The sequence below is a fragment of the Bradyrhizobium sp. PSBB068 genome (genome assembly GCA_016839165.1).
In the GTDB taxonomy this organism is placed as follows: domain Bacteria; phylum Pseudomonadota; class Alphaproteobacteria; order Rhizobiales; family Xanthobacteraceae; genus Bradyrhizobium.
On sequence record CP069300.1, the window covers coordinates 6629943 to 6653280 of the forward strand.

Here is a 23338-nt window from a genome sequence, read left to right on the forward strand (position 1 = left end):
CGCTCAAGCCTACCACTGGATCGACACGGCGCCACGCCCGCCAGCGACATTGCGCTCGAGCCCGATGCCGCCGCCGGCATTGGCGACGATCGCATAGTTCTTGCTGTCATAGAGCAGCGCGGTTGCGCCGATTGCAAAGGCGTTGGCACCTTCGAAATTGCCGTAACCGGCCGACAGCGCGAATTTGCGGCCCGGTTGCAGCGCCGGCATCGATCCGGCAGCGAGCGCAACCGCGGTGCCGCTGCGCGCCTCGAAACGGTTGTCCATCACCTGCGATTGCAGCGAGGTCACCTGTGATTGCAGCGAGGTGAACTGTGACTGCAATGAGGTGAGGTTCGATGGATTGAAGCTCGAGGTCGCCAGGTTTCCGGCGGCGTCCGACGTGACGAAGGACACCGGCCCGCTCTGGGCCGCCAGGCTTGCCGCGGAGGTGACGCCGGCCAGGCGATAAGTGTTGCCTGCGGTGCCGATCGCGACCTGGTTGGCCGCCGTCGTCGTCGCGCCCGCGCCGACCGCGGTGGAGTTCGCAAATCCTGCGGTGGCGCCGGAACCGATGGCGGTAGCGCTCGCCGCGGACGCAGTGCTGCCCTGCCCATAGGCCGTCGCGCCTGCATCGGTCGCGCTGCTGCCGGCGCCCGTGGCAGTCGCGTTGGATGCCGAGGCTATCGCACCATTGCCGAATGCGGAGCTGCCTGCAGCGGCACTTGCCTTCGCCCCATCGCCCACGGCCGTGTTGCCGAGCGCCGCCGCCGAGCTGGCGCCGATGGCTATCGATCCGGTCGCGACCGCGCCGGTACCGATGGCAATGGCATTCGCGCCGGTACCGGCGGTCGCGCCATCGCCGATCGCGACGGCGCTCGCCCCGGTGGCGTGGGCATTGTTGCCGGCCGCGAAGGCATTGGCGCCGGTCGCCGTCACCGTATTGCCCAGCGCGACGGCATTTGTGGTGCTGGCGCTGGCGCCGCTTCCGATGGCCGTCGAGGACACCCCCGCTGCGGCGCTGTTGAGGCCTATTGCAACTGACTTGTCGCCGGTGGACCGTGCGCCCGTACCCGCGCTTCCGTCGCCGCCACCTCCGATCGCGACGCTGTAACTCCCGGAAGCGGTAGCAGCAAAGTTGGTACCACCAACCCCGGTAAACTCGCCGCCTCCCAACGCGGTGCTCCCAGCGCCCGCTGCGCTGCTGTTGGCACCGCTCGTCGTGCTGTAGTTTCCACGCGCCTTGCTGCCGACGCCGCTCGCCGTGCTGTCGATACCGCTTGCCCCGGCGCCCAGGCCGATCGCCATGCTGTTTTGCCCGCTCGCCGTGGTGTTGACACCGATCGCCACGCTGCCATCACCGCTCGCTTGGCTCACGGGGCCGCAAACGAACGCAAAATTCCCAGTTGCGGTGCCGAGCGGGGCACCTGTCCCGGCCGCGCCGCAAACGGTTTGCGCAGCTGCTGGCAACGGCGCAAACAGCGAAACGAACGTCGCGAGCGCGGCGGCGCCAACAGGCGCTTTGATCAAACGAAACATCGATTCAGTGATCGCATGAGGCATTTGCGCTCTCAACTCCAGAACTCCGGCCGGTCCTGACGGGTTGACCGGACGTCGCGACCGCGAATGTGGGACACGGCCGCAGGCCCGACATCAACCGTTCGGTTGAACTCGTCTTCAACGTCGTCGAGCGCCGGAGTTTTCCCGCCAAGTGTTGCCGAATTGCTTCGGGTTGCATCCTGAAGTTTCTGCACCCGGCCATCGGGCCTTGCCATCAGGCCGACAATCGCACCTCAAGGAACGCAACGCCGGATACGGCGAGCAAGTTCTACGGATGCGATCGAGCTTGAATGCCAAACTGGCACCGCCGGGTCGCCGGCCGGAAGAATGGCACGGCGCTGATCTCTTATGCCATTGAGATATCAGCATGATTCGCCAACTGCCATTCCGACCCCTTCAGTCCGATCTGGAACTCGTCGGCGATGGCAATGCGCGACCGGGCCGGACGGCATGCTGATCGGTTGAATTCGCGACGCCGGAGTCTTATGCGTGGCGGCCATGAGCACCCTTGCCAACGCCGAAATGTCCCTGACGTCGTGGCCGCGCCACGAGGCGCGCGCCGACAAGCCGGCACCGTTCCTGCCGATGAACCGTGCCGAGATGACGGCGCTCGGCTGGGACCAATGCGATATCGTGCTGGTGACGGGCGATGCCTATGTCGACCATCCGAGCTTCGGCATGGCGATCATCGGCCGCTTGCTGGAGGCCCAGGGCTTCAGGGTCGGCATCATCGCGCAACCCGACTGGCAGTCGGCCGAACCGTTCAAGGCGCTGGGAAAACCGCGCGTGTTCTTCGGCGTCACCGGCGGCAACATGGATTCGATGGTCAACCGCTACACCGCGGACCGCCGGCTGCGCCATGACGACGCCTACACGCCGGACGGCGAAGGCGGCCGCCGGCCGGACCGTTGCACCATCGTCTATGCGCAGCGCTGCCGTGAAGCGTTCAAGGACGTGCCGATCGTGCTCGGCGGCATCGAGGCGTCGCTGCGCCGCATCGCGCATTACGACTATTGGTCCGACAAGGTGCGCCGCTCGATACTGGCGGACGCCAAGGCCGACCTTCTGCTCTACGGCAACGCCGAACGTGCCGTCGTCGAGGTGGCGCACCGGCTCGCCAATGGCGAAGCGCCGCGCGATCTCGATTCGATCAGGGGCGTTGCGCTGTTCCGCCGCGTGCCCGAGGATTACGCCGAGTTGCATGCCGACGATCTCGACTCCGCCGACGAGGGCGCAGCGCGCCAGGCGGGCAACGTCGTGATCCGCCTGCCGGCCTGCGAGCAGGTCGAGCAGGACCGTGACGCTTACGCCCGCGCATCGCGCGTGCTGCATCGGGAGAGCAACCCCGGCAACGCGCGGCCACTGGTGCAGCGTCACGGTGACCGCGACCTCTGGCTCAACCCGCCGCCGATCCCGCTGTCGACGGCCGAGATGGACGCCGTCTACGACCTGCCCTACGCGCGTGCGCCGCATCCCTCCTACAAGGACGCCAAGATCCCGGCCTGGGAGATGATCCGCTTCTCGGTGACCATCATGCGCGGCTGCTTCGGCGGCTGCACGTTCTGCTCGATCACCGAGCACGAGGGCCGCATCATCCAGAACCGCTCGGAGGGCTCGATCCTGCGCGAGATCGAGCGCATCCGGGACAAGACGCCGGGCTTCACAGGCGTGATATCCGACATCGGCGGGCCGACCGCCAACATGTACCGGATGGCCTGCAAGGATCCGAAGATCGAGGCGGCATGCCGGCGGCCGTCCTGTGTCTTTCCCGAAATCTGTCCGAACCTCAACACCTCGCATGACGACCTGATCAGGCTCTATCGCAAGGTGCGCGAGGTGAAGGGCGTCAAGCGGGTGATGGTGGCGTCCGGCGTGCGCTACGACCTCGCGGTCGAGAGCCCCGAATACATCAAGGAGCTCGTCACCCATCACGTCGGCGGCTACCTGAAGATCGCGCCCGAGCACACCGAGCGCGGCCCACTCGACAAGATGATGAAGCCGGGCATCGGCGCCTATAATCGCTTCAAGAAAATGTTCGATGCCGCGGCCGAGCAGGCCGGCAAGAAATACTACCTGATCCCGTATTTCATCGCCGCGCATCCGGGCACGACCGACGAGGACATGATGAACCTCGCGCTCTGGCTCAAGAAGAACCGCTACCGCGCCGACCAGGTGCAGACCTTCCTGCCCTCGCCGATGGCGACCGCGACCGCGATGTACCACACCGGCGTCAATCCGCTGCGCGGCGTGCGCCGCGGGGCGAGCGACAAGGTCGAAGCGATCAAGGGCCTCCGGCAACGCCGGTTGCACAAGGCGTTCCTGCGCTACCACGACCCGGACAACTGGCCGGTGCTACGCGAAGCGCTGATCCAGATGGGACGCCGCGATCTGATCGGCTCGCGCCCCGACCAGCTGGTGCCCGCCCACCAGCCGCCCGGCACCGGCAAGGCCGCCGGCACGCGGCGACCGCTGCGCGACGGCGGCAAGGCGCAGCGGTTCACGACCAAGGGCGTGCGGATGGGAAAGTGAACGCTGCATCATCGACTTGGCTTCATCGCCAAATCCGCAGCCTCGAATTCAGAGACCGATCGTATGGCCACTTTCATCCTGATACCCGGCGGCTGGCAGGGCGGCTGGGTCTACCAAGATGTCGCCGAAATACTGGCTGCGCACGGGCACAAGGCTGTTCCGGTCACGCTTGCGGGGCTCGGCGAAGCGCCTGCCCCTTTGGCCAATCTTGATGCTCACATCGGCGAGGTTGCGCATGCCGTGAAGTCGCATGACGACGAACTCGTCATTGTCGGACAGTCCTACGGTGGAATGGTCGTGAGCGGCGCAGCTGACGTGGCACCATCGCAGATTCGCGCGCTGGTCTATGTCGACGCCTATGTGCCCGATTCCGGCGACTCAGTCTGGTCGCTGACGACGCCCCGTTTTCGAGATCTTTTTGTCGCGGGTGTAAAATCCGACGGACTGAACTGCGCGCCACCTCCGAACCTTGACCCGCGCTGCCGACCGCAGCCGATCGGGACGTTCCTGCAATCCATCAATCTGAGCGGGCGATGGCGTGAAGTGCCACGCAAGTCCTACGTCGGCGCATTCGGATGGGAGGGAAGTCCTTTCCTTGATCTCTATGAGCGCTTGAGCCGCGATCCGGGCTGGTCGACCATCGCCCTCGACTGCGGGCACAATGTCGCACGCCTGAAGCCCGACGTTCTGGCGCATATTTTGCTGGGTCAGGTTTGACCGTCCAACGCTTGCACCGAGGGCATTCGTCGTGATCGCCGCGTGTACCCCTGGTCTCACCGCTATCGCATTATGTCCCCGTTGACGCCTCTGACCTTCGAGCGAGCCCGGAATGCAGCAAGCTTCGGTCGAAAAGTTCTCGAACCTCATTGGTGCCATCTACGATTGCGTGATCGCGCCGGAACGATGGGCAGCGGTTCTGGACGGGATTTGCGCCGAGTTCGGCTTTGCCACCGGCGCGCTCTCGGTCGCCAGCCTCACAAACATGAAGGCGGGCGTCAATGCGGTCTCCGGGTCCAACCTGGCCCAGATGGCTCAGAACGGGATCGCGTATGGGACTGACATCATCGAACTCTGGGGCGGCGCTGAGCGCATTCAGCAATACCCGCTCGGAGAGCCGATCGTTCAATCCCAGGCCGTCCGGCAGGACGTCATCCTCGGCAATCGCTATTATCTCGAGTGGGCACTGCCGAAGGGCCTGTTCGACGCCGTTGCCGTCGGCCTCGTTCGCGACGGGATGATGGTTGGAAATGCCATATTCAGTCAGCATGAATCGGCCGGCCCGATTCGCGATGCGCAGATCACCGGATTGCGGCTGCTGGCACCTCACATTCGCCGTGCCGTGACGATCAGCAATCTGTTCGACATGAAGACGGTGGAAGCCGCAACATTCGCCGCGACCGTGGAGGCCCTGACGGCTGGTGTCGTCCTGGCGGACGAGGAATCCAAAATCGTTCACGCCAACGCCACGGCCACCGCGATGCTCGCAGCCGGTGATCCGATTGTGGTTCGACACGGCCGGATCGCCGTTCAGTCCACGATCACGACAAGCACATTGCAGTCGGCTGTCGCACATGCGGCGAAGGACGAGGCGACGCTCGGGCAAAAGGGCATCGGCATCCCGATCCTTCGTCCCGACGGAGCCCCTCTTGTCATCCACGTTCTGCCGTTGCGACGCGGCCACATGCGATCCGGTTTGATCCAGAGAGCCGCCGCCGCTCTGTTCGTTGCGTCGGCTTCCGGGCCGCCGCGATTGCCTCAGGATGCTCTCAGCCAGCTCTATGATCTGACGCCGGCCGAGATTCGTATCTTCGAGCTCGTTTGCGAAGGACAAACTCGAGCCGATATCGCGGCGATGCTCGGCATTTCGGTCAGCACCGTCAAAACTCATCTCATTCACGTCTTCGACAAGACAGGGTGCCGGCGTCAAGTTGATCTGGTCAGGCTCGCAAAGTCACTCACTTTCCCGGTGTAAGCCGCGCCAACGACGGCTCGTCCAGTCGCTGATGCCGCACGTGCCCTGTCACGCCGGCACCGACAACAAATGACTGAAGAACGATACGACGATTTCCCTCAAACAAGACCCTGCTCCAAATTCGGCGTGATCGAGTGCCTTCCAAAATCGGTTAACGCGGCCGGGCCTTCGTTTCCGGATAGTCCGGAGACGTCGCTGCATGACGCGCGCGACGATCGGAATATTCTCGCTCCACGTCGGGAGGATGGGAACGGCGTGTCAGCACGACGGGCTCGAAGAAGAAGCGCACCGCTTCAGCCTGCACTTCGGCGATGTTGAAGCCGATGTCGTGCAGCAGATCGGCATTGTCCTGGAGATCGGCGCGCAACTGCGCCCTGAAGGAAGCGCGTTGCGACCACATCGCGGGCAGCCGGAACATCTCGCGCAACGCCGCGATGAAGGCGGTCGCCGTGCCTGCCAGTGCGCCGCCCGCACGATCGGCCTTGGCTAGGCCGGGTGAGCGGATGGCCGTGCTGCCGTGTGAGCCCGTGGTTTGATTGTGGCGAGTGTATCCGGATCGCATCCGTTGCTCTCCTGTCTCAGTGACTCGATCGGAAGCTGGGGGAGATAGAGCGGCGGCACATCAACCGTTCGGCTTACACCACGTGTCACGGCCGCTTCGACGCTTCCGTCGGCGCCATGGTCGGCACGGTACTCTTCAACGCGGCCGCTTCCGCGCGCGGATCGATCCCGCCCGCGCGCGACCAAAAGACAGTTTCGGATAATGGGCCTGGATCACATCGCACGACGCGCCTTTGTGACCCTAGCTTGCGCTTCGCTGATCGGTACGGAATTCTAGAACGTCGCACTCAGACCAAGGCGAGGCCCGTGGATGTAGCGATCGAGCGTCTGCTTGGTGTCCGTGCTGAAGGCCTGGTTCAGCACATTGAAGTAGGCGTCCAGCCGGTAGCTGGCGCTGAGCTTGACGTTTGGCGTCATCCAGTACGACACGCCGACCTGGATATCCGCGTTGAACACGGTTGCGAAACGCTGGTCAGTGGATGTGCTGCTGCTGACGCTGCCGAGAGTGCTGTTGAGAACGGCCGGATCGAAGCTTCGCGCAGACGTCGACGTGTTCACCAACTTCTGGTTTCCGAACAGGACCGCGACATCGCCGAGATAATCAAACGCCCAGCTGCCCGCGAATGGAACCGCGCCCTCGATCCCCAGACGCGGCCCGGCGCCGAGAAAGCTGTTTCGTTGATTTGTCGCATCCATGGCGTTGGTCGAGATTTGGTTGGACAGAAGAGACCCGTTGCCCAAAATATCAAGGGGTTTGGTGAAGGTGCTGGTGGTGCTCGTGTTGTTCGTTGCGCTGCTTTTGCCCACGAATTCCGCCAGGCGCAGGCCGAATTTCACCTGCATCGCGGACGCGCCGCCCCCAAGAACGTCCCGTCCAACAGCGGCATCGGCCAACCAATGCGTTTCCTTGTACGCCGCCCCCGACGACGAACTCCCGCTGAAGCCGCTAACACGGAGCCCTTTGACCGATGCGAGGACTGCCGGATCTATCGCCCCCGCAGACGATGCGAAGCCGGAGGCCTTGCCCTCACCGTAACGAAACTGGCCGCTGACATGCCATGGCGAAGCCGCAAAGCGGTAGTCAAAGCCGGCCGCCGCTTCCCAGCCTACCTTGGGCGTCAAATCGAACGATCCAGGCAGACGAGCAGAATCGCTCAGCGCGTCCAGCCGGGTGAAATCGGTGAGGTTGTAATCCGACGAAACCGGATCGCCGCCGCTCCAGATCGCGCCGCCCTCACCCCAGACCCGAAACCGGCCGGGCTCGCCGACGACCGGCGCCTTGTAGGCCAACGGCAGATCGGCGGCGAACGCCTGCAACGGATCGGAGCGCCCGGCACGGGCTTTGGGAGCGGCCTGCGGCTCGACTGCCGATGCTGATTTCGGCGCCGCGTTCTGCTCGCGTAGGGACTTGTTGTGGCGCAGCGCTGCGTTCTCCTTGCGGATCGCGGCATTTTCCTTCTCCAGCGCGTTGAGCCTCGCCACCACATCGTCGTTTGGCGCCGCATGCACGGCACCGGCCGCACCGATGCCGAGCGCCAGTGCAGCAACTAGATTCTTCTTCATGATCGCCTCGCCCCATTGCCTGCTTGGCGCCGACACAGCGGCGCACGTGCAGCGAATGTTTCCGAATATGGCGGGCGCGAACACCTCGCATATGCTAGGGGCACCGGCACTTGGCGAACGGCTGTGACAAAGCCGCCACAAGGCTTTCGGACTCAGCCGCGCCGGATCAGCGGCAGTGTGCTCTTCAGCAGCGCGACGAGCTGGCTTTGCTGATTGGTCCGGGTCTTGCGGAAGATGCCATGGAGGTAGAAGCGTGCGGTGCTGAAGCGAATGCCCTGATGGATCGCGGCATCTTTCAATGTCAAACCTCCGGCAAGCGCGGCCGCGAGCCGGGCTTCGGTGGGCGTGAGGTCGAACAGCTTGCGGGCGTGATCTGCGAACCCACCGGGCAATGCCAGAGACGTCTGGTGCAGGTAGATGATAGCGTGCCGCGGACGCAGGAACCCGGATACTTCGGTGCCCGCGGTCGGCCCGACGCTCAGCACGACATCGATGCCGGCTTCATCGGCCTCGCCGGCGCGGAGCAGAAGATCGCCGCCCGGGCCGGGGGCGACACCGTCGTGAACCGTGCAGGCATCGGCAACGAGTTGCCGCAAGGCAGCCGTGCTCTTGGCATCCGCCGCTGCCAGCGTGCCGGATTTCACGCGCAACGGGCTTCTCCGGCGCATCAGGATTTCCTCGGCCACCCCATTGAGGTGGACGACGCTCAACTGGGCATCGACGAGCAGCACGCCGAATGGCACGTGCGCGTAGCCTGAAGCCAGCGCCTGCGCCAATTGAAGCCTGCGGCCGAGCTGGGCCGCGCGCGCGATGTGCCGCGCGATCAATTGCAGCACTTCGGCCTCGGCCGCGTCGAAGGCGGGTTGGTTGCGACCGCGCTGGACGTCGAGAAACCAGAATGACGGACCGGACGCCAGCAATTTGCTGCCGAGGCCGCCATACATGTCCTGCGGCGCCATCCATTCATTCCAGAAGCGGCTGCGCCGCAAGATCTCATCTCCGATCAACGCACGATCGCTGTAGATCATCCCGACAGGAGCGGCATCCAGCGCGTCGGTGTAGATGTCGGAACGCCCTGCATGTTCGTCGATATAGCGACGCTGATACGTGGGGTCGGGGTTTGCATTGATCACATCGGCCGACGCCAGGCCGGGACCGCTCCGGACGAAGCACGCAGCAGAACCGTGGAACATGACACGGACCTGATCGATGGCAGCCTGCCACTGCGATGGATCGGAAACTGTTTCGTAAATCTTGTCGATGACGCCAGGCGAAAGCTGCGGTCTGACCGATGTCATGTCCAGTTTCTTGCACTGAGGTTATTGGAAGCCGAAAAGGCCCGTGCGCATTCTTGTCCGCATTCTTGGGATCGGGCGCGCTGCCGCTCACGCCGCAAGAGCGAGCGTGCCGGACGGAGCGGGCATGCCAAATCAGATGCTGAACCAGAGCCAAACGATGACATGTCAGCCGCGCGCTGCAGGCTCGTGCATGCGACCACTCGCGTCCGGTCCGGGATGCCGCCGCCTCCAACGATCTGCAATGCAGTTCATGCATTCAACCCCGAGCCGGCGCGCATCAAGATGGTATCATCTTGAGGCTATTCGCCTAACGCTTGTGGCACGGTGGCAGGAGGTCGCAGACTGCACATCAACCGTCCGGTTGAAGCCATGCAGTTTTTGCTTCCGCCCCCGGAAACCGGTTGAACTCGTCTCCGCCAATTACCCCGACCATGTGCTGCCGAATTGCTTCTCACCACGTCCCGATGTTTCGGCACGCGGCCTTCGCCATCACGCCGACGACTTCGTCCGAGATGTCGAAACTGTTGGCGAGCAGATATCGCTGCGCCTTCGGCAGCCGATCCGACAGGCTGCGCTCGTGGTAGGTGCCGTATCGAGAACGCCGATCACATCCGCGCGTCGCCGGCAAACAGACCGAGAACGGAGATGGTCCTGGTTTTGTACGCAAATGGCGCGCCCGGAACGATTCGAACGTCCGACCCTCAGATTCGTAGTCTGATGCTCTATCCAGCTGAGCTACGGGCGCATTTTCGCGGTTGGGCTTGAAGCCCGCAAGGTTCCGGGAGCCCCGGAACGTCGCGAAAGAGCGCTCTAGCTACAGGCTCCCGGTCCGGTTGGCAAGCTCTGGAAACGCCATTTTCGGCGCGCTCCTGCCGCCCCAGAGTACCGGAACGGCGTTACGCCCTCGCCCGCTCGCTGCGGACCGACAGCAATTCCACCGGGCGATCCGGGATCGAGATCCGGAAGGTGGCGCCGATGGTACCCTCGACCAGATGGATATGGCCGCCATGGGCCCGGATCAGCTCGGCGGCGATGGCAAGGCCAAGTCCGCTGCCGCCGGGGCGGCCGGAAGTCTGGAACGCCTCGAACAGATGCTCGCGCGCCTTGGCCGGAACGCCGGGCCCAGTGTCGGAGACCTCGATGATCGCAACCGTGCCCTCGCGGCGGCCGGTGATGCGGATCTGCTGGGCGCCGCCATCGCCGTCCTGCCGGCTTTCCAGCGCCTGGGTCGCGTTGCGCACCAGATTGAGCAGCACGCGGAACAGCTGGTCCGGATCGGCGTCGATGGTCAGGCCGCGCTCGATCGCGCTGATCCAGGTGATCGAGACATCGGTCGCAAGCCCGGCCGATTCGCGCACCTCGGCAACCGCCGGCTCCACCATGATGACGCGGCGGTCGGGCGCCGCCTCCTGCGCACGGCCATAGGACAAGGTCGACTGGCAGAACGCGATGGCGCGCTCCAGCGAGCGCAGCAGCTTCGGCGCGAAGCGCTGCACCCGCGGATCAGGCACGCTGGCGAGCTGGTCCGACAGCAATTGCGAGGAGGCCAAGAGGTTGCGCAGATCGTGGTTGATCTTGGAGACGGCGAGACCGAGGGCGGCGAGCCGGCTCTTCTGATGCAGCATCGAGACGAGGTCACGCTGCATGTCCGACAGCTCGCGCTCAGCGACGCCGATCTCGTCGCCGCGCTGGCTCGGCACGATGATTCGCGCCGAACTCTCCGGATTTTCGTGGAAGCCGACCAGGCTCGCGGTCAGCCGCCGCATCGGCCGCACGAACAGATAATGCAGCGCCAGGTAGACCAGGCCTGCGGTCAGGCCGGCGATCAAGAGCGCAACGACCAGCACGTTGCGCGAGAAGCGGTACATCGCCTGCCGCAGCGGCTTCTCGTCGATCACGACCTCGATGAACTGGGCCTGGCCCGGCGCCGGGCCGACCACACGGATGGTCTGGTCGCCGTGCTCCAGCATGATCTCGAAGGCATCGACGATCGCCGACCACACCGTCATGGCCCGCATGTCGACATCATGGTCGATCGAGGCCGGCAGATCGGCGCTGGCGAGCAGGCGGCGCTGTTGGCCGAGCTTGATGGCAACCGCGCGGGCGCCGATGCTGGTCAGGATCTGCCGGGCCAGCGAATCCGGCACCAGGCCTGACGGGGCGGCATCGAGCACCAGCGCCGCGGTATTGGCGGCGGCCAGGCGGTCGTTGAGCCGGTTCATCCGGAAGTTCGCGATCGCCGGCACATAGATCAGGAGCCCGGCGATCATGACCAGCGGAATCGTCAGCAGCAAGAGCTTGCCCGACAGCCCGAGCCGGAGGGTCGGCTTGGGCCGCTGGTTCTGCGCGGTCGCCTGATCGTCGGTTAGAGCCACAAGATAAGGCCTTGTTTGGCTTAGGGGTCGGAAGATGCGGCCCGGCCCCCAAGCCGGTCAAATTACGGATCGCTAATGTCGGCGGTTCCCGGAACGCCCCCAAGGCGCTCCTCACCGTCAAAAACCCCGCGAAAACAGTTATATTCGCCCCAATTGCGACGTTTCAAAGAACCCTCTTTGCGACGCCCTGTGACATTGACGAAAACAGGGCGCTCCCTTATAAGCCGCGCCAACTGTCCGCGATGGCCCGGTTCTTGACCGGGGGCGGCTCTTTGGGGCCGTAACGGCTCGTTTGGGCCCGCCAGCATCACCGGACTCCATCTCAATACAACGGCAAATTGCCCGGTCAGCGGAGAATTACCCGTGAAGCGGACTTATCAACCCAGCAAACTGGTGCGCAAGCGCCGTCACGGCTTCCGCGCCCGTCTCGCCACGGCCGGCGGCCGCAAGGTTCTCGCTGCGCGCCGTGCGCGCGGCCGCAAGCGCCTGAGCGCCTGAGCCCGGACGTCTCCACCCGGAGATACCCATTATGGATCGGCTGAGGCAGCGGGCGGATTTCCTCGCCGCTGCCAATGGCGTGCGGGCGAATACCGCAGCTTTTGTGCTGCAGGGCCGTTGCCGCAACGATCAGGGCCCGATCCGCGTCGGCTATACCGTCACCAGGAAGAATGGCACCGCGACCGAGCGCAACCGCATCCGACGCCGGCTTCGCGAAGTGATGAGACGGGTCGATGCCGTATTCATGCGGCCGCACCATGATTATGTGCTAGTCGGCCGCCGTGACGCGCTGACCCGCGACTTTGCGACCATGATTGACGACCTGCGGTCGGCGCTGCGCCGCCTCGACCGGCCTGCGCCCAAGATCGGTACCAACAAGACGGGTGCCGACAGGGCGGGTAACACGAGCGCGCCCAATCCGAATGGAATGACGAGACCCTAAGAGATGTCCGACAACCGCAACACGATCCTTGCCGTCATTCTGTCCGGCCTCGTCCTGATCGCCTGGCAATATTTCTACAACATGCCGCAGATGGAGAAGCAGCGCGAGGTGCAGCGCCAGGCCGAGTTGCTGAAGCCGACGCCGCAGGCGACCCCGGGCGCTGCACCTGGGACCTCGACTGCCCCCCCCGGCGACGCCGGGCACGCCTGCGGTTGACGCTCCGGTGGCAAGCCGTGAAACCGTGCTCGCAGCCGGTCCGCGCATCAAGATCGAGACCCCGCGCGTGATCGGCAGCATTGCGCTGAAGGGCGCCCGGATCGACGATCTGGCGCTGGTCCATTTCCGCGAGACGGTCGACCCCAAATCGCCGGCTATCGTGCTGCTGTCGCCGTCGGGCACCGCCGAGCCTTACTATGCCGAGTTCCTGTGGCTAACGCCCACCGGCTCGTCGGTGAAGACGCCGGATTCCGAAACCGTCTGGCAGCAGGAGGGGTCGAACAGCCTGTCGCCGAGCACCCCGGTGGTGCTGAAGTATGAGAACGGCCAGGGCCTGACCTTCCGCCGCACCATCTCGATCGACGATCGCTACCTCTTCAGCATCAAGGATGAGGTCACCAATCAAGGCAGCACGCCGGTGACGCTGTATCCGTTTGCGCTGATCTCGCGCGGCGGCAAGCCGCCGGTGTCCGGCTACGCGATCCTGCACGAAGGCCTGATCGGCTATCTCGGCGAACAGGGCCTGCAGGAATACACTTACAAGAACATCGACGACAGCAAGACCCCCACGGGTCCGGACTCGCGTGGCGTTATCTTCCAGAACGTGACCGACGCCTGGCTCGGTATCACCGACAAATACTGGGCGACCGCGCTGCTGCCCGAGACCAATGCGACCTTGGAGAAAGCGCGCTTCACGAACGGCGACAAGCGCTACCGGGTCGACTACATGCTCGGCGCGCAGACCATTCCGATCGGCGGCTCCGGCGTCGCCAACGCGCGGCTGTTTGCCGGCGCGAAGGAGGCCGCGACCGTCGGCCTCAACTTCCCGCTGGTCGGCTTCGGCGGCTACAACAAGCAGCTCGGCCTCAACCATTTCGACCTCCTGATCGACTGGGGCCACTTCTACTTCATCACCAAGCCGATGTTCCTGGCGCTCGACTGGTTCTATCGCCTGGTCGGCAATTTCGGCATCGCGATCCTCCTGGTGACCGTGATCGTGAAGCTCTTGTTCTTCCCGCTCGCCAACAAGTCCTACGCCTCGATGGCGAAGATGAAGTCGGTGCAGCCGCAGCTGCAGGCGCTGAAGGAACGCTATCCCGACGACCGCGTGAAGCAGCAGCAGGAGATGATGGAGATCTACAAGAAGGAGAAGATCAACCCGATCGCCGGTTGTCTTCCCGTCGCCTTGCAGATCCCGGTGTTCTTCTCGCTCTACAAGGTGCTGTTCATCACCATCGAGATGCGGCACGCGCCGTTCTTCGGCTGGATCAAGGACCTCTCGGCGCCGGATCCGACCAACCTGTTCACGCTGTTCGGCCTGATCCCGTTCGATCCGATCGCGCTGCTCGGACCGCATTTCGGCTCGTACCTGGTGATGGGCATCTGGCCGATCATCATGGGCATCACGATGTGGGTGCAGATGAAGCTCAATCCGGCGCCGCCGGATCCGACCCAGAAGATCATCTTCGACTGGATGCCGCTGATCTTCACCTTCATGCTGGCCGGCTTCCCGGCGGGTCTCGTGATCTACTGGGCCTGGAACAACACGCTCTCGGTGCTGCAGCAGAGCTTCATCATGCGCAAGAACGGCGTGAAGGTGGAGTTGTTCGACAATCTGAAATCGACGTTCGCCAAGAAGCCGACATAGCTTCCCGGCCACCTCGCTTGATCAATGCGTCATGCCCGGCCTTGTGCCGGGCATCCACGTATTGGAGGGTGGCAAGACGTTGACCTGAACGGTCGGATCTGCTCCGGCCAAGACGAAGTGGACCCTTCGATGACCACCGAACCCGATGCGGAGCTGATCGAACAGGGCCGAAAACTGTTCGCCGGCGACTGGCGCTTCATCTGGGCCTCGCCCTCGATCGAGACGCTGCCGCCGATGGCCGGCCTCGAGGTCGCCTTTGCCGGCCGCTCCAATGTCGGCAAATCGAGCCTGATCAACGCGCTGACCGGCCGCAGCGCGCTCGCGCGTACCTCGCATACGCCGGGCCGCACCCAGGAACTGATCTTCTTCGAGGGCCCGGAGAACGCGAACTTCCGCCTGGTCGACATGCCGGGCTACGGCTACGCCTCGGCGCCGAAGACCAAGGTGGCGTCATGGACGGCGCTGATCCACAAATTCCTGCTCGGGCGCGCGACGCTGGCGCGGGTCTACGTGCTGATCGACGCGCGCCACGGCATCAAGGACGTCGATCTCGACGTGCTGAAGACGCTGGACAAGTCCGCGGTCAGCTATCAGGTCGTGCTGACCAAGGCCGACCAGGTCAAGGTCGGCGAACTGAAGACCACGATCGCCGATACGTCAGCGACGCTGGCAAAGCATCCCGCCGCGTTCCCCGAGGTGCTGGTGACCTCGTCGCGCACCGGCGATGGTATGCCGGAGCTGCGCGCGGCGATGGTGCGCCTGATCGAGGAACGGCTCCGATGAGCGGCGCGCCCCGCCTCCTGATCGTCTGTGCCGCCGTGATGGGCGCCTGCGGCGTCATGCTGGCAGCGGCCGCGGCTCATTTGCCTGATGCCACGCGGCTGGCGGCAGCGTCCTCGATGCTGCTGTTCCATGCGCCCGCCGCCATCGCGACCATTGCGGTCGCGGACCGTGCAATCGTTCACGCCAAGCTCGGAATCGCGGCGGCGTCCGGCTTCGTCATCGCGGCGTCATTGTTCGCGGGCGACCTGGTGCTGCGCCAGTATGCCGGCCACGGACTGTTTCCGATGGCCGCGCCGGCCGGCGGAACATTGCTGATTCTGAGCTGGGTGGCGCTGGCGGTTTCGGCCATGTGGCCGAGGCGATGACCCATAGCCCGTTGGCTCCAACCGGCTACGAATTGCTATCCCCGCTTTGCGCCCTGCCCGGCAATCAGATAGAACCGCGGCCGTCCCTCCGCTGACGATGAGACCAGCCCCATGACCGACCAGCACATCAGCCCGCTCGATCAGGCCCGCATCCTGTCCGAGGCGCTCCCGCACATGCAGGAGTATGACGAGGAAACCATCGTCATCAAATATGGCGGCCACGCCATGGGCGCCGAGGACACCGCCAAGGCATTCGCGCGCGACATCGTGCTGCTCGAGCAGACTGCGATCAATCCGGTGGTGGTGCATGGCGGCGGACCGCAGATCGCGACCATGCTGAAGCGCCTCGGCATCCAGTCGGAATTCGCCGCGGGTCTGCGCATCACCGACGCCGCAACCATCGAGATCGTCGAGATGGTGCTGGCGGGCTCGGTCAACAAGCAGATCGTCGGCTACATCAACGAGGCCGGCGGCAGGGCCGTGGGCCTCTCCGGCAAGGACGGCAACATGGTCAAGGCGTCGAAGACGACGCGTACCATGGTCGATCCCGACTCCCATATCGAGAAGGCGGTCGATCTCGGCTTCGTCGGCGATCCCGAGAAGGTCGACCTCACGCTGCTCAACCAGCTGATCGGTTACGAGCTGATTCCTGTGCTGGCGCCGCTGGCGACGTCGAAGGACGGCCAGACGCTGAACATCAACGCCGACACCTTTGCCGGCGCGATCGCGGGCGCGCTGAAGGCCAAGCGCCTGCTGCTGCTGACCGACGTGCCCGGCGTGCTCGACAAGTCCAAGAAGCTGATTCCGGACCTGTCGATCAAGGAAGCCCGCAAGCTGATCGCCGACGGCACGATTTCCGGCGGCATGATCCCGAAGGTCGAGACCTGCATCTACGCGCTCGAACAGGGCGTGCAAGGCGTCGTGATCATCGACGGCAAGACCCAGCACGCGGTGCTGCTCGAGCTCTTCACCAACCAGGGCACCGGCACGCTGATCCATAAGTAATGGCAGACGCGGGACACACGGCGAGGCTCCCTCGCCGCTCGCCGGCGGCGCGGCTCGCAATGTCGCTGCCGGCCGCGCTGGTGTCGTTCCTGTTCTCGGCGGCGCCGGCGCATGCCGACCTCAAGCTCTGCAACCGCATGAGCTATGTGATCGAGGCCGCGATCGGCATCGACGACAAGGCCGCAACCGCGACACGCGGCTGGTTCCGCATCGATCCCGCGACCTGCCGGGTCGTGGTGCAGGGAGCGCTGACCGCCGACCGCGTGCTGCTCAATGCCCGCGCGCTCGGCGTCTACGGCGCCTCGCCGATCCCGCAGAACGGCACCGACACGCTCTGCGTCGCGCAGGACAATTTCGTGATCGCCGCCGCGCGGCAATGCCGCTCCGGCCAGACACAAGCGCAATTCACCCAGATCACGCCGACGCAGACCGACGATGGCAATCTCGTCGCCTACCTCGCCGAGGACAGCGAATATGACGACGAGCAGGCGCGGCTCGCCGGCATCCAGCGCCTCTTGGTGATCGCGGGCTACGATGCGGCGCCGATCGACGGCGTCGACGGACCGAAGACGCAGAGCGCGCTGTCGGCCTTCCTCAAGAGCCGCGGGCTCGCCAGCGACATCGTGCAGTCGCCGAACTTCTTCACCACCATGGTCGATGCCGTGCAGAAGCCGTCGGCGTCAGGGCTGACCTGGTGCAACGATACTCAGTACAAGGTGATGGCCGCGGTCGCGACCGACGACGGCAAGGCGGTGACCAGCCGCGGCTGGTATCGCGTCGACCCCGGCAAATGCCTGCATCCCGACGTGTCGGGCACGCCGAAGCAGATCTATTCCTTCGCCGAAGCGGTCGATGGCGACAACCGCACCATCAAGATCAAGGACAAGCCGTTGAACTGGGGCGGCGCGGTGCAGCTCTGCACCCGCGACAGCAAGTTCGAGGTCAATGAGCAGGGCGACTGCGCCAGCCGCGGCCTCACCGCGCTCGGCTTCACCACCGTCGACATGACCAGCGGCGGCAAGACGCTGCGCTTTGCGGTGCCGTGATGAAGACGCTGGCGCTACAAATATCGATGTCGTCCCGGCGCAGGCCGGGACCCATAACCACCGCGCCACATGTTGTTCACTGGCGACAACCCCACAACGAAAGGCAACGCGCACCACGGCCCCAATTGCCGCCGCGGCGTATGGGTCCCGGCCTGCGCCGGGACGACGCGTTGAAAAAGCCATGACTAAAACTCCGCGCAACTTCGGCCATGTCGAGACCTGGGTGTTCGACCTCGACAACACGCTGTACCCGCATCACGTCAATCTGTGGCAGCAGGTCGATGCGCGGATCGGCGAGTTTGTCGGCAATTGGCTGAAGATCTCGCCCGAAGAAGCACGGCGGCTGCAGAAGGACTATTACCTGCGCTACGGCACCACGATGCGCGGAATGATGACCGAGCACGGCGTGCAGGCCGACGACTATCTCGCCTATGTGCACAAGATCGACCACTCGCCGCTTGAGCCGAACCCGGCGATGGGCGCCGCGATCGCAAAACTGCCGGGGCGCAAGCTGATCCTGACCAACGGTTCGGTCGACCATGTCGACGCGGTGCTCGGCCGGCTCGGCATCGGCCATCATTTCGACGGCGTGTTCGACATCATCGCCGCCGATCTCGAGCCGAAACCGGCGCCGCAGACCTACCAGAAGTTCCTCAGGCTGCACGACGTCGATCCGGCCAAGGCCGCGATGTTCGAGGACCTCGCGCGCAATCTGGTGGTGCCGCATGAGCTCGGCATGACCACCGTGCTGGTCGTGCCCGACGGCAGCCAGGAGGTGGTGCGCGAGACCTGGGAGCTGGAGGGGCGCGACGCCGCTCATGTCGACCATGTCACGGATGATCTCACCGGGTTCCTGCAGCGGTTGAGCGGAAAACGCTGATCTCTCCACGTCGTCCCGGCGAAGGCCGGGACGACGGAGCAGAGCAATCGCTCGCCAAAAGGACCGCCGGGTTTGCCTTGACTCCGCAGCCTCAAATTCCGAAAAAGCTCTGCAAAATTCCCGCCATATCCCCGATACGCCCAAGGATCGCCCGATGTCGCTGTCAGCCCTCGAAACCACCGTCAACACCGCGTTCGATGCCCGCGAAGGCATTTCGACGTCGACCAAGGGCGAGGTCCGCGAGGCCGTCGACCACGCGCTGGAGCTGCTCGACAAGGGCGAGGCCCGCGTCGCCGAGCGCGAGGCCAGCGGCAAGTGGAAGGTCAATCAGTGGCTGAAGAAGGCCGTGCTGCTCTCGTTCCGCCTCAACGACATGGGCCAGATCGCGGGCGGCCCGGGCAAGGCCTCGTGGTGGGACAAGGTGCCCTCGAAGTTCGAGGGCTGGGGCGAGAACCGTTTCCGCGACGCCGGCTTCCGCGCCGTGCCGGGCGCGATCGTGCGCCGCTCGGCCTTCATCGCCAGGAACGTCGTGCTGATGCCCTCCTTCGTCAATCTCGGCGCCTATGTCGATGAGGCCACCATGATCGACACCTGGTCGACGGTCGGCTCCTGCGCCCAGATCGGCAAGCGCGTGCACATCTCCGGCGGCGTCGGCATCGGCGGCGTGCTCGAGCCGCTGCAGGCCGAGCCCGTGATCGTCGAGGACGATTGCTTCATCGGCGCCCGCTCGGAAGTCGCCGAGGGCGTGATCGTGCGCAAGGGCGCGGTGCTGTCGATGGGCGTGTTCCTCGGCGCCTCGACCAAGATCGTCGACCGCGAGACCGGCGAGATCTTCGTCGGCGAGGTCCCGGAATACGCCGTCGTGGTGCCCGGCACGCTGCCGGCCAAGCCGCTGAAGAACGGCCAGCCGGGACCTGCCACGGCCTGCGCCGTGATCGTCAAGCGCGTCGACGAGCGCACCCGCGCCAAGACCAGCATCAACGAGCTGCTGCGGGACTGACAGGCGGCGGCCACGGCGGCGGGTCGCGCTCCACGCAGGGCTGGGATCAGCAGAGCGAGCTCGATATCGTGCCGCACAAAGCTGGTCCACCCGCGGTGTGACGTGTTAAGCGGGACACATGATTGATGCCGTCTCGATTACCCGCGATCTGGTTCGCTGCCCGTCCGTCACCCCGGCCGACGCCGGCGCGCTCGGTGTGCTCGAAAACCTGCTGAAGGCGGCCGGCTTCGACGTCCACCGCGTGACGTTCTCCGAACCCGGCACCGCCGATATCGACAACCTCTATGCCCGCATCGGCTCTTCGGCGCCGCATATCACCTTTGCCGGCCACACCGACGTGGTGCCGCCCGGCGACGAAGCGGCGTGGACGCTCGGCGCGTTCTCCGGCGAGGTCAAGGACGGCTATCTCTACGGCCGCGGCGCCGTTGACATGAAGGGCGGCATCGCCTGCAGCGTCGCCGCGGTGCTGCAGTATCTGAACGACCATGGCGGCAAGCCAAAAGGATCGATCTCCTTCCTGATCACCGGCGACGAGGAAGACGTCTCGATCAACGGCACGGTCAAGCTGCTGAAATGGTGCGCCGAGCGCGGCGAGAAGTTCGACCATTGCGTGCTCGGCGAGCCCTCGAATGTCGAGGTGCTCGGCGACATGATCAAGATCGGCCGGCGCGGCTCGCAATCCGGCACGCTGGTGGTCGACGGCGTGCAGGGCCACGTCGCCTATCCGCACCGCGCCTCGAACCCGGTGCCCGACATCTCCAGGCTGATCGTGGCGCTGGGCGACGAGCCGCTCGATCACGGCAGCGCGCAATTCCAGGCCAGCAACCTCGAATTCACCACCGTCGACGTCGGCAACACCGCGAGCAACGTGATCCCCGGCCAAGCGCGCGCCAAGTTCAACATCCGCTACAACGACAACCATACGCAGGAGAGCCTCCGGCAGCTGGTCGACGAACGGCTGGCGAAGGCCTGCGGCAACCGCATCCGCGCGCATATCGACTGGCAGCCGTCGAACTCGAACGTGTTCGTCACCCAGCCCGGACCGTTCACCGACCTCGCGGTTGCCGCGATCGAGGAGGCCACCGGCCGCAGGCCGGAGCTCTCGACCTCGGGCGGCACCTCGGACGCGCGCTTCATCTCGAGCTACTGCCCGGTGATCGAATTCGGCCTGGTCGGCCAGACCATGCACCAGATCGACGAGCGCACGCCGGTGGCTGATCTGGAGAAGCTGACGCAGATCTATCGGGGCGTGCTGGAGCGGTATTTTGCTTGATCCGGCCGCTCGGCTGGACACAAACATCGAAAACAACCCCATGCACAGTAGGGATTGGGGTCGCGGGTAATCCGCCCATACCAGATACAGTCTGCCTAGTAATCCACCCGCATCAAATAGAGCCCGTCCGGCGGCGCGACGGGGCCGCAGGCGGCGCGGTTGCGGGCGACGAGTGCGGCGAACAGATCGTCCGCGCTCCAGCGGCCCTCGCCGACCCAGACCAATGATCCGACCATCGAGCGCACCTGGCTGTGCAGGAACGAGCGCGCCGAGGTCACGATGTTGATGGCAGCGCCGTCGCGGGTGACGTCGAGCTGATCGAGCGTCTTCTCCGGCGACTTGGCCTGGCACTCGGTGTCGCGGAAGGTGGTGAAATCATGCTTGCCGAGCAGGCGCTGCGCGGCCTCGTGCATCGCCTCGGCATCGAGCGCGCGTGGCACGCGCCAGACCCGGCCGATGTCGAGCGCGAGGTTCGCGCGGGTGTTGGTGATGCGATAGAGATAATGCCGCTTGATCGCGGAGAACCGCGCCTCGAAATCGTCGGGCACGATATCGGCCGCGTGCACGGCAATCGGATTGGGCCGCAGATGCGCGTTCAGCCCGTCGCGGAAACGGCCCGGCGGAAAATGTTTGGCGATGTCGCAATGCGCGACCTGGCCGCGCGCATGCACGCCGGCGTCGGTACGCCCGGCGCCGTGGACGCGGACGTCCTCGCCGCAGATCGCCTTGACCGCCGCCTCCAGCGCGCCCTGCACGGTCGGCGCGGTGTCCTGGATCTGCCAGCCGGAGAACGGCGTGCCGTCATATTCGATGGTGAGCTTGTAGCGGGGCATCAGCCGAGCCGCGCGGGCGGCTTCAGCGGCGTGCCGCGCAGGAAGTCCGCCGCCTTCATCGGCCCCTTGCCGGCGCGCTGCAATTCGAGAATCCGCACCGCGCCATCGCCGCAGGCGATCGCAAGCTGATCGTCGAGCATATCGCCCGGTTGGCCCGAACCTTTCGCCAGCTCGCAGCGCAGGATCTTCAGCCGCACCGGCTCGCCCTCGCCGCCGAGTTCGCACCAGGCGCCGGGGAACGGCGACAGCCCGTGAATGTGCCGCAGCACCGCGTGCGCCGGCTGCGTCCAGTCGATCCGCGCCTCGGCCTTCTCGATCTTGGCGGCATAGGTGACGCCGTCCTCGCTCTGCCTGGTGAGTTGCAAGCCGCCGCGCTCGAGGCCGCCCATCGCCCGCACCATCAGGTCGGCGCCGAGCGGCGCCAACGCATCGTGCAGGTCTGATGCCGTCATGCTGTCCGTGATCGGCAGCCGCTCGGCCATCGCGACGTCGCCGGTGTCGAGCCCGACATCCATCTTCATCACCATCACGCCGCTCTCGGCATCACCCGCCATGATGGCGCGATTGATCGGCGCGGCGCCGCGCCAGCGCGGCAGCAGCGAGGCGTGCAGGTTGAAGCAGCCGAGCCTGGGCGCATCGAGGATGGCCTGCGGCAGGATCATGCCGTAGGCGACGACAACGGCGGCATCCGCATCTTGGGCGCGAAACGCCTCGAGCGCTTCGTCCGTCCGGAGCGTCTTCGGCGTGAGTACCGGAATGCCGAGGCGGCGCGCCTCCTGCTCGACCGGCGTCGGCTGCAGCTGCAGGCCGCGCCGCCCGCCCGGTTTCGGCGCGCGGGTGTAGACGGCCACGACCTCATGGCCATGGGCCACCAGCTCCAGCAGCGTCGGCACCGCGAAATCGGGCGTGCCCATGAAAATCAGGCGGAGAGGCATGCGATCAGATTCTTCCGGCGTCGGAGGGCGCGCCTACTCCGCCGCGCGCTTGGCGGCCTTCTCGAATTTCTTGAACACGCGGTCGCGCTTCAGCTTCGACAGGTAGTCTACGAACAGCACGCCGTTGAGATGGTCGATCTCGTGCTGGATGCAGGTGGCGTAGAGCCCCTCGGCATCCTCCTCGTGCAGCTTGCCGTCGAGATCGGTGAAGCGCAGGCGCACCCGCGCCGGGCGCTCGACCTCCTCGTAATATTCGGGGATCGACAGGCAGCCCTCTTCGTAGACCGACAGCTCCTCCGAATGCGAGATGATCTCCGGATTGATGAACACCCGCGGCTGCGGCGAGGTCTCGCCGTTCTCGTCGCGCTTGGCGAGATCCATGGTGATCAGCCGCAGCGGCTGCGCGACCTGGATCGCCGCCAGCCCGATGCCGGGCGCGTCATACATGGTCTCGAGCATGTCGTCGGCGAGCTTGCGGATATCCGGCGTCACCTTCTCGATCGGTTTCGACACCAGCCGCAACTGCTTGTCCGGCAGGATGATGATTTCTCTTAAAGCCATGGCGGCGATTTAAGCT

General features: G+C 65.1%; 20 protein-coding genes, 1 tRNA gene and 1 pseudogene. 13 read left to right on the top strand and 9 right to left on the bottom strand.

The features are described from left to right. Positions 1–9 precede the first annotated feature (9 nt). Entirely contained in the window at positions 10–1329 is a 1320-nt protein-coding gene (locus JQ507_30775; protein QRI69209.1) for a YadA-like family protein, read from the bottom strand. A 732-nt stretch (positions 1330–2061) separates the two neighbouring features. Here JQ507_30775 and JQ507_30780 point away from each other — a divergent pair. The 3 genes from JQ507_30780 to JQ507_30790 all read left to right on the top strand — a co-directional run bounded on the left by JQ507_30780 (position 2062) and on the right by JQ507_30790 (position 6040). Next, complete coding sequence (locus tag JQ507_30780) at positions 2062–4068, top strand: YgiQ family radical SAM protein (protein ID QRI73588.1); 2007 nt, start codon at positions 2062–2064, stop codon at positions 4066–4068. A 63-nt stretch (positions 4069–4131) separates the two neighbouring features. Beyond that, on the top strand, positions 4132–4785 hold the full coding sequence (locus JQ507_30785) for an alpha/beta hydrolase (GenBank protein ID QRI69210.1): 654 nt from the start codon (positions 4132–4134) through the stop codon (positions 4783–4785). Positions 4786–4897: 112 nt separating this feature from the next. After that, positions 4898–6040, top strand: a complete 1143-nt coding sequence (locus tag JQ507_30790; protein QRI69211.1) for a helix-turn-helix transcriptional regulator — start codon at positions 4898–4900, stop codon at positions 6038–6040. Positions 6041–6191: 151 nt separating this feature from the next. Here JQ507_30790 and JQ507_30795 read toward each other — a convergent pair whose 3' ends face one another. The 5 genes from JQ507_30795 to JQ507_30815 form a co-directional block, all read right to left on the bottom strand. Further along, positions 6192–6602, bottom strand: coding sequence for a hypothetical protein (locus tag JQ507_30795; protein QRI69212.1), 411 nt, complete (start codon positions 6600–6602; stop codon positions 6192–6194). Between the two features lie 272 nt (positions 6603–6874). Then, a complete protein-coding gene (locus tag JQ507_30800) occupies positions 6875–8164 on the bottom strand; it encodes a hypothetical protein (protein ID QRI69213.1) in 1290 nt (429 codons plus the stop codon). Between the two features lie 152 nt (positions 8165–8316). Then, positions 8317–9462, bottom strand: a complete 1146-nt coding sequence (locus tag JQ507_30805; GenBank protein QRI69214.1) for a LuxR family transcriptional regulator — start codon at positions 9460–9462, stop codon at positions 8317–8319. 668 nt (positions 9463–10130) lie between these two features. Continuing rightward, positions 10131–10207, bottom strand: a tRNA-Arg gene (locus tag JQ507_30810). A 151-nt stretch (positions 10208–10358) separates the two neighbouring features. Next, positions 10359–11837 (bottom strand): HAMP domain-containing histidine kinase, encoded by a 1479-nt coding sequence (locus tag JQ507_30815; GenBank protein QRI69215.1) that lies wholly within the window; start codon positions 11835–11837, stop codon positions 10359–10361. A 363-nt stretch (positions 11838–12200) separates the two neighbouring features. Here JQ507_30815 and rpmH point away from each other — a divergent pair, with 363 nt between their 5' ends. The 10 genes and pseudogenes from rpmH (at position 12201) to dapE (ending at position 20993) form a co-directional block, all read left to right on the top strand. Next, the gene (gene rpmH / locus JQ507_30820; GenBank protein ID QRI69216.1) at positions 12201–12335 is read left to right on the top strand and encodes a 50S ribosomal protein L34; all 135 of its coding nucleotides are present in this window, start codon (positions 12201–12203) and stop codon (positions 12333–12335) included. Positions 12336–12366: 31 nt separating this feature from the next. Continuing rightward, a complete protein-coding gene (gene rnpA / locus JQ507_30825) occupies positions 12367–12777 on the top strand; it encodes a ribonuclease P protein component (protein QRI69217.1) in 411 nt (136 codons plus the stop codon). Positions 12778–12780: 3 nt separating this feature from the next. Further along, positions 12781–14641, top strand: a pseudogene (gene yidC / locus JQ507_30830) (membrane protein insertase YidC). Between the two features lie 129 nt (positions 14642–14770). Beyond that, positions 14771–15424, top strand: coding sequence for a YihA family ribosome biogenesis GTP-binding protein (locus JQ507_30835; GenBank protein ID QRI69218.1), 654 nt, complete (start codon positions 14771–14773; stop codon positions 15422–15424). Further along, on the top strand, positions 15421–15789 hold the full coding sequence (locus JQ507_30840) for a DUF423 domain-containing protein (protein QRI69219.1): 369 nt from the start codon (positions 15421–15423) through the stop codon (positions 15787–15789). Before JQ507_30835 ends, JQ507_30840 begins: the two co-directional genes overlap by 4 nt. A 111-nt stretch (positions 15790–15900) precedes the next feature. Then, positions 15901–16794: an acetylglutamate kinase gene (gene argB / locus JQ507_30845; protein ID QRI69220.1), complete on the top strand. Its 894-nt coding sequence runs from the start codon at positions 15901–15903 to the stop codon at positions 16792–16794. A 59-nt stretch (positions 16795–16853) separates the two neighbouring features. Then, entirely contained in the window at positions 16854–17840 is a 987-nt protein-coding gene (locus JQ507_30850) for a DUF1036 domain-containing protein (GenBank protein ID QRI69221.1), read from the top strand. A 181-nt stretch (positions 17841–18021) separates the two neighbouring features. Further along, a complete protein-coding gene (locus tag JQ507_30855) occupies positions 18022–18720 on the top strand; it encodes a pyrimidine 5'-nucleotidase (GenBank protein ID QRI69222.1) in 699 nt (232 codons plus the stop codon). Positions 18721–18874: 154 nt separating this feature from the next. Next, positions 18875–19720, top strand: a complete 846-nt coding sequence (gene dapD / locus JQ507_30860) for a 2,3,4,5-tetrahydropyridine-2,6-dicarboxylate N-succinyltransferase (GenBank protein QRI69223.1) — start codon at positions 18875–18877, stop codon at positions 19718–19720. 118 nt (positions 19721–19838) lie between these two features. After that, complete coding sequence (dapE, locus tag JQ507_30865) at positions 19839–20993, top strand: succinyl-diaminopimelate desuccinylase (GenBank protein QRI69224.1); 1155 nt, start codon at positions 19839–19841, stop codon at positions 20991–20993. Between the two features lie 95 nt (positions 20994–21088). Here dapE and truA read toward each other — a convergent pair whose 3' ends face one another. From truA to JQ507_30880, 3 genes are read right to left on the bottom strand one after another with little or no spacing between them, the layout of a single operon-like run. Beyond that, on the bottom strand, positions 21089–21826 hold the full coding sequence (gene truA, locus JQ507_30870) for a tRNA pseudouridine(38-40) synthase TruA (protein ID QRI69225.1): 738 nt from the start codon (positions 21824–21826) through the stop codon (positions 21089–21091). Continuing rightward, complete coding sequence (locus JQ507_30875; GenBank protein ID QRI69226.1) at positions 21826–22761, bottom strand: methionyl-tRNA formyltransferase; 936 nt, start codon at positions 22759–22761, stop codon at positions 21826–21828. The genes truA and JQ507_30875 overlap by 1 nt, the downstream gene beginning before the upstream one ends. A gap of 33 nt (positions 22762–22794) precedes the next feature. Further along, positions 22795–23322, bottom strand: a complete 528-nt coding sequence (locus JQ507_30880; protein ID QRI69227.1) for a peptide deformylase — start codon at positions 23320–23322, stop codon at positions 22795–22797. Between the last annotated feature and the right edge of the window lie 16 nt (positions 23323–23338).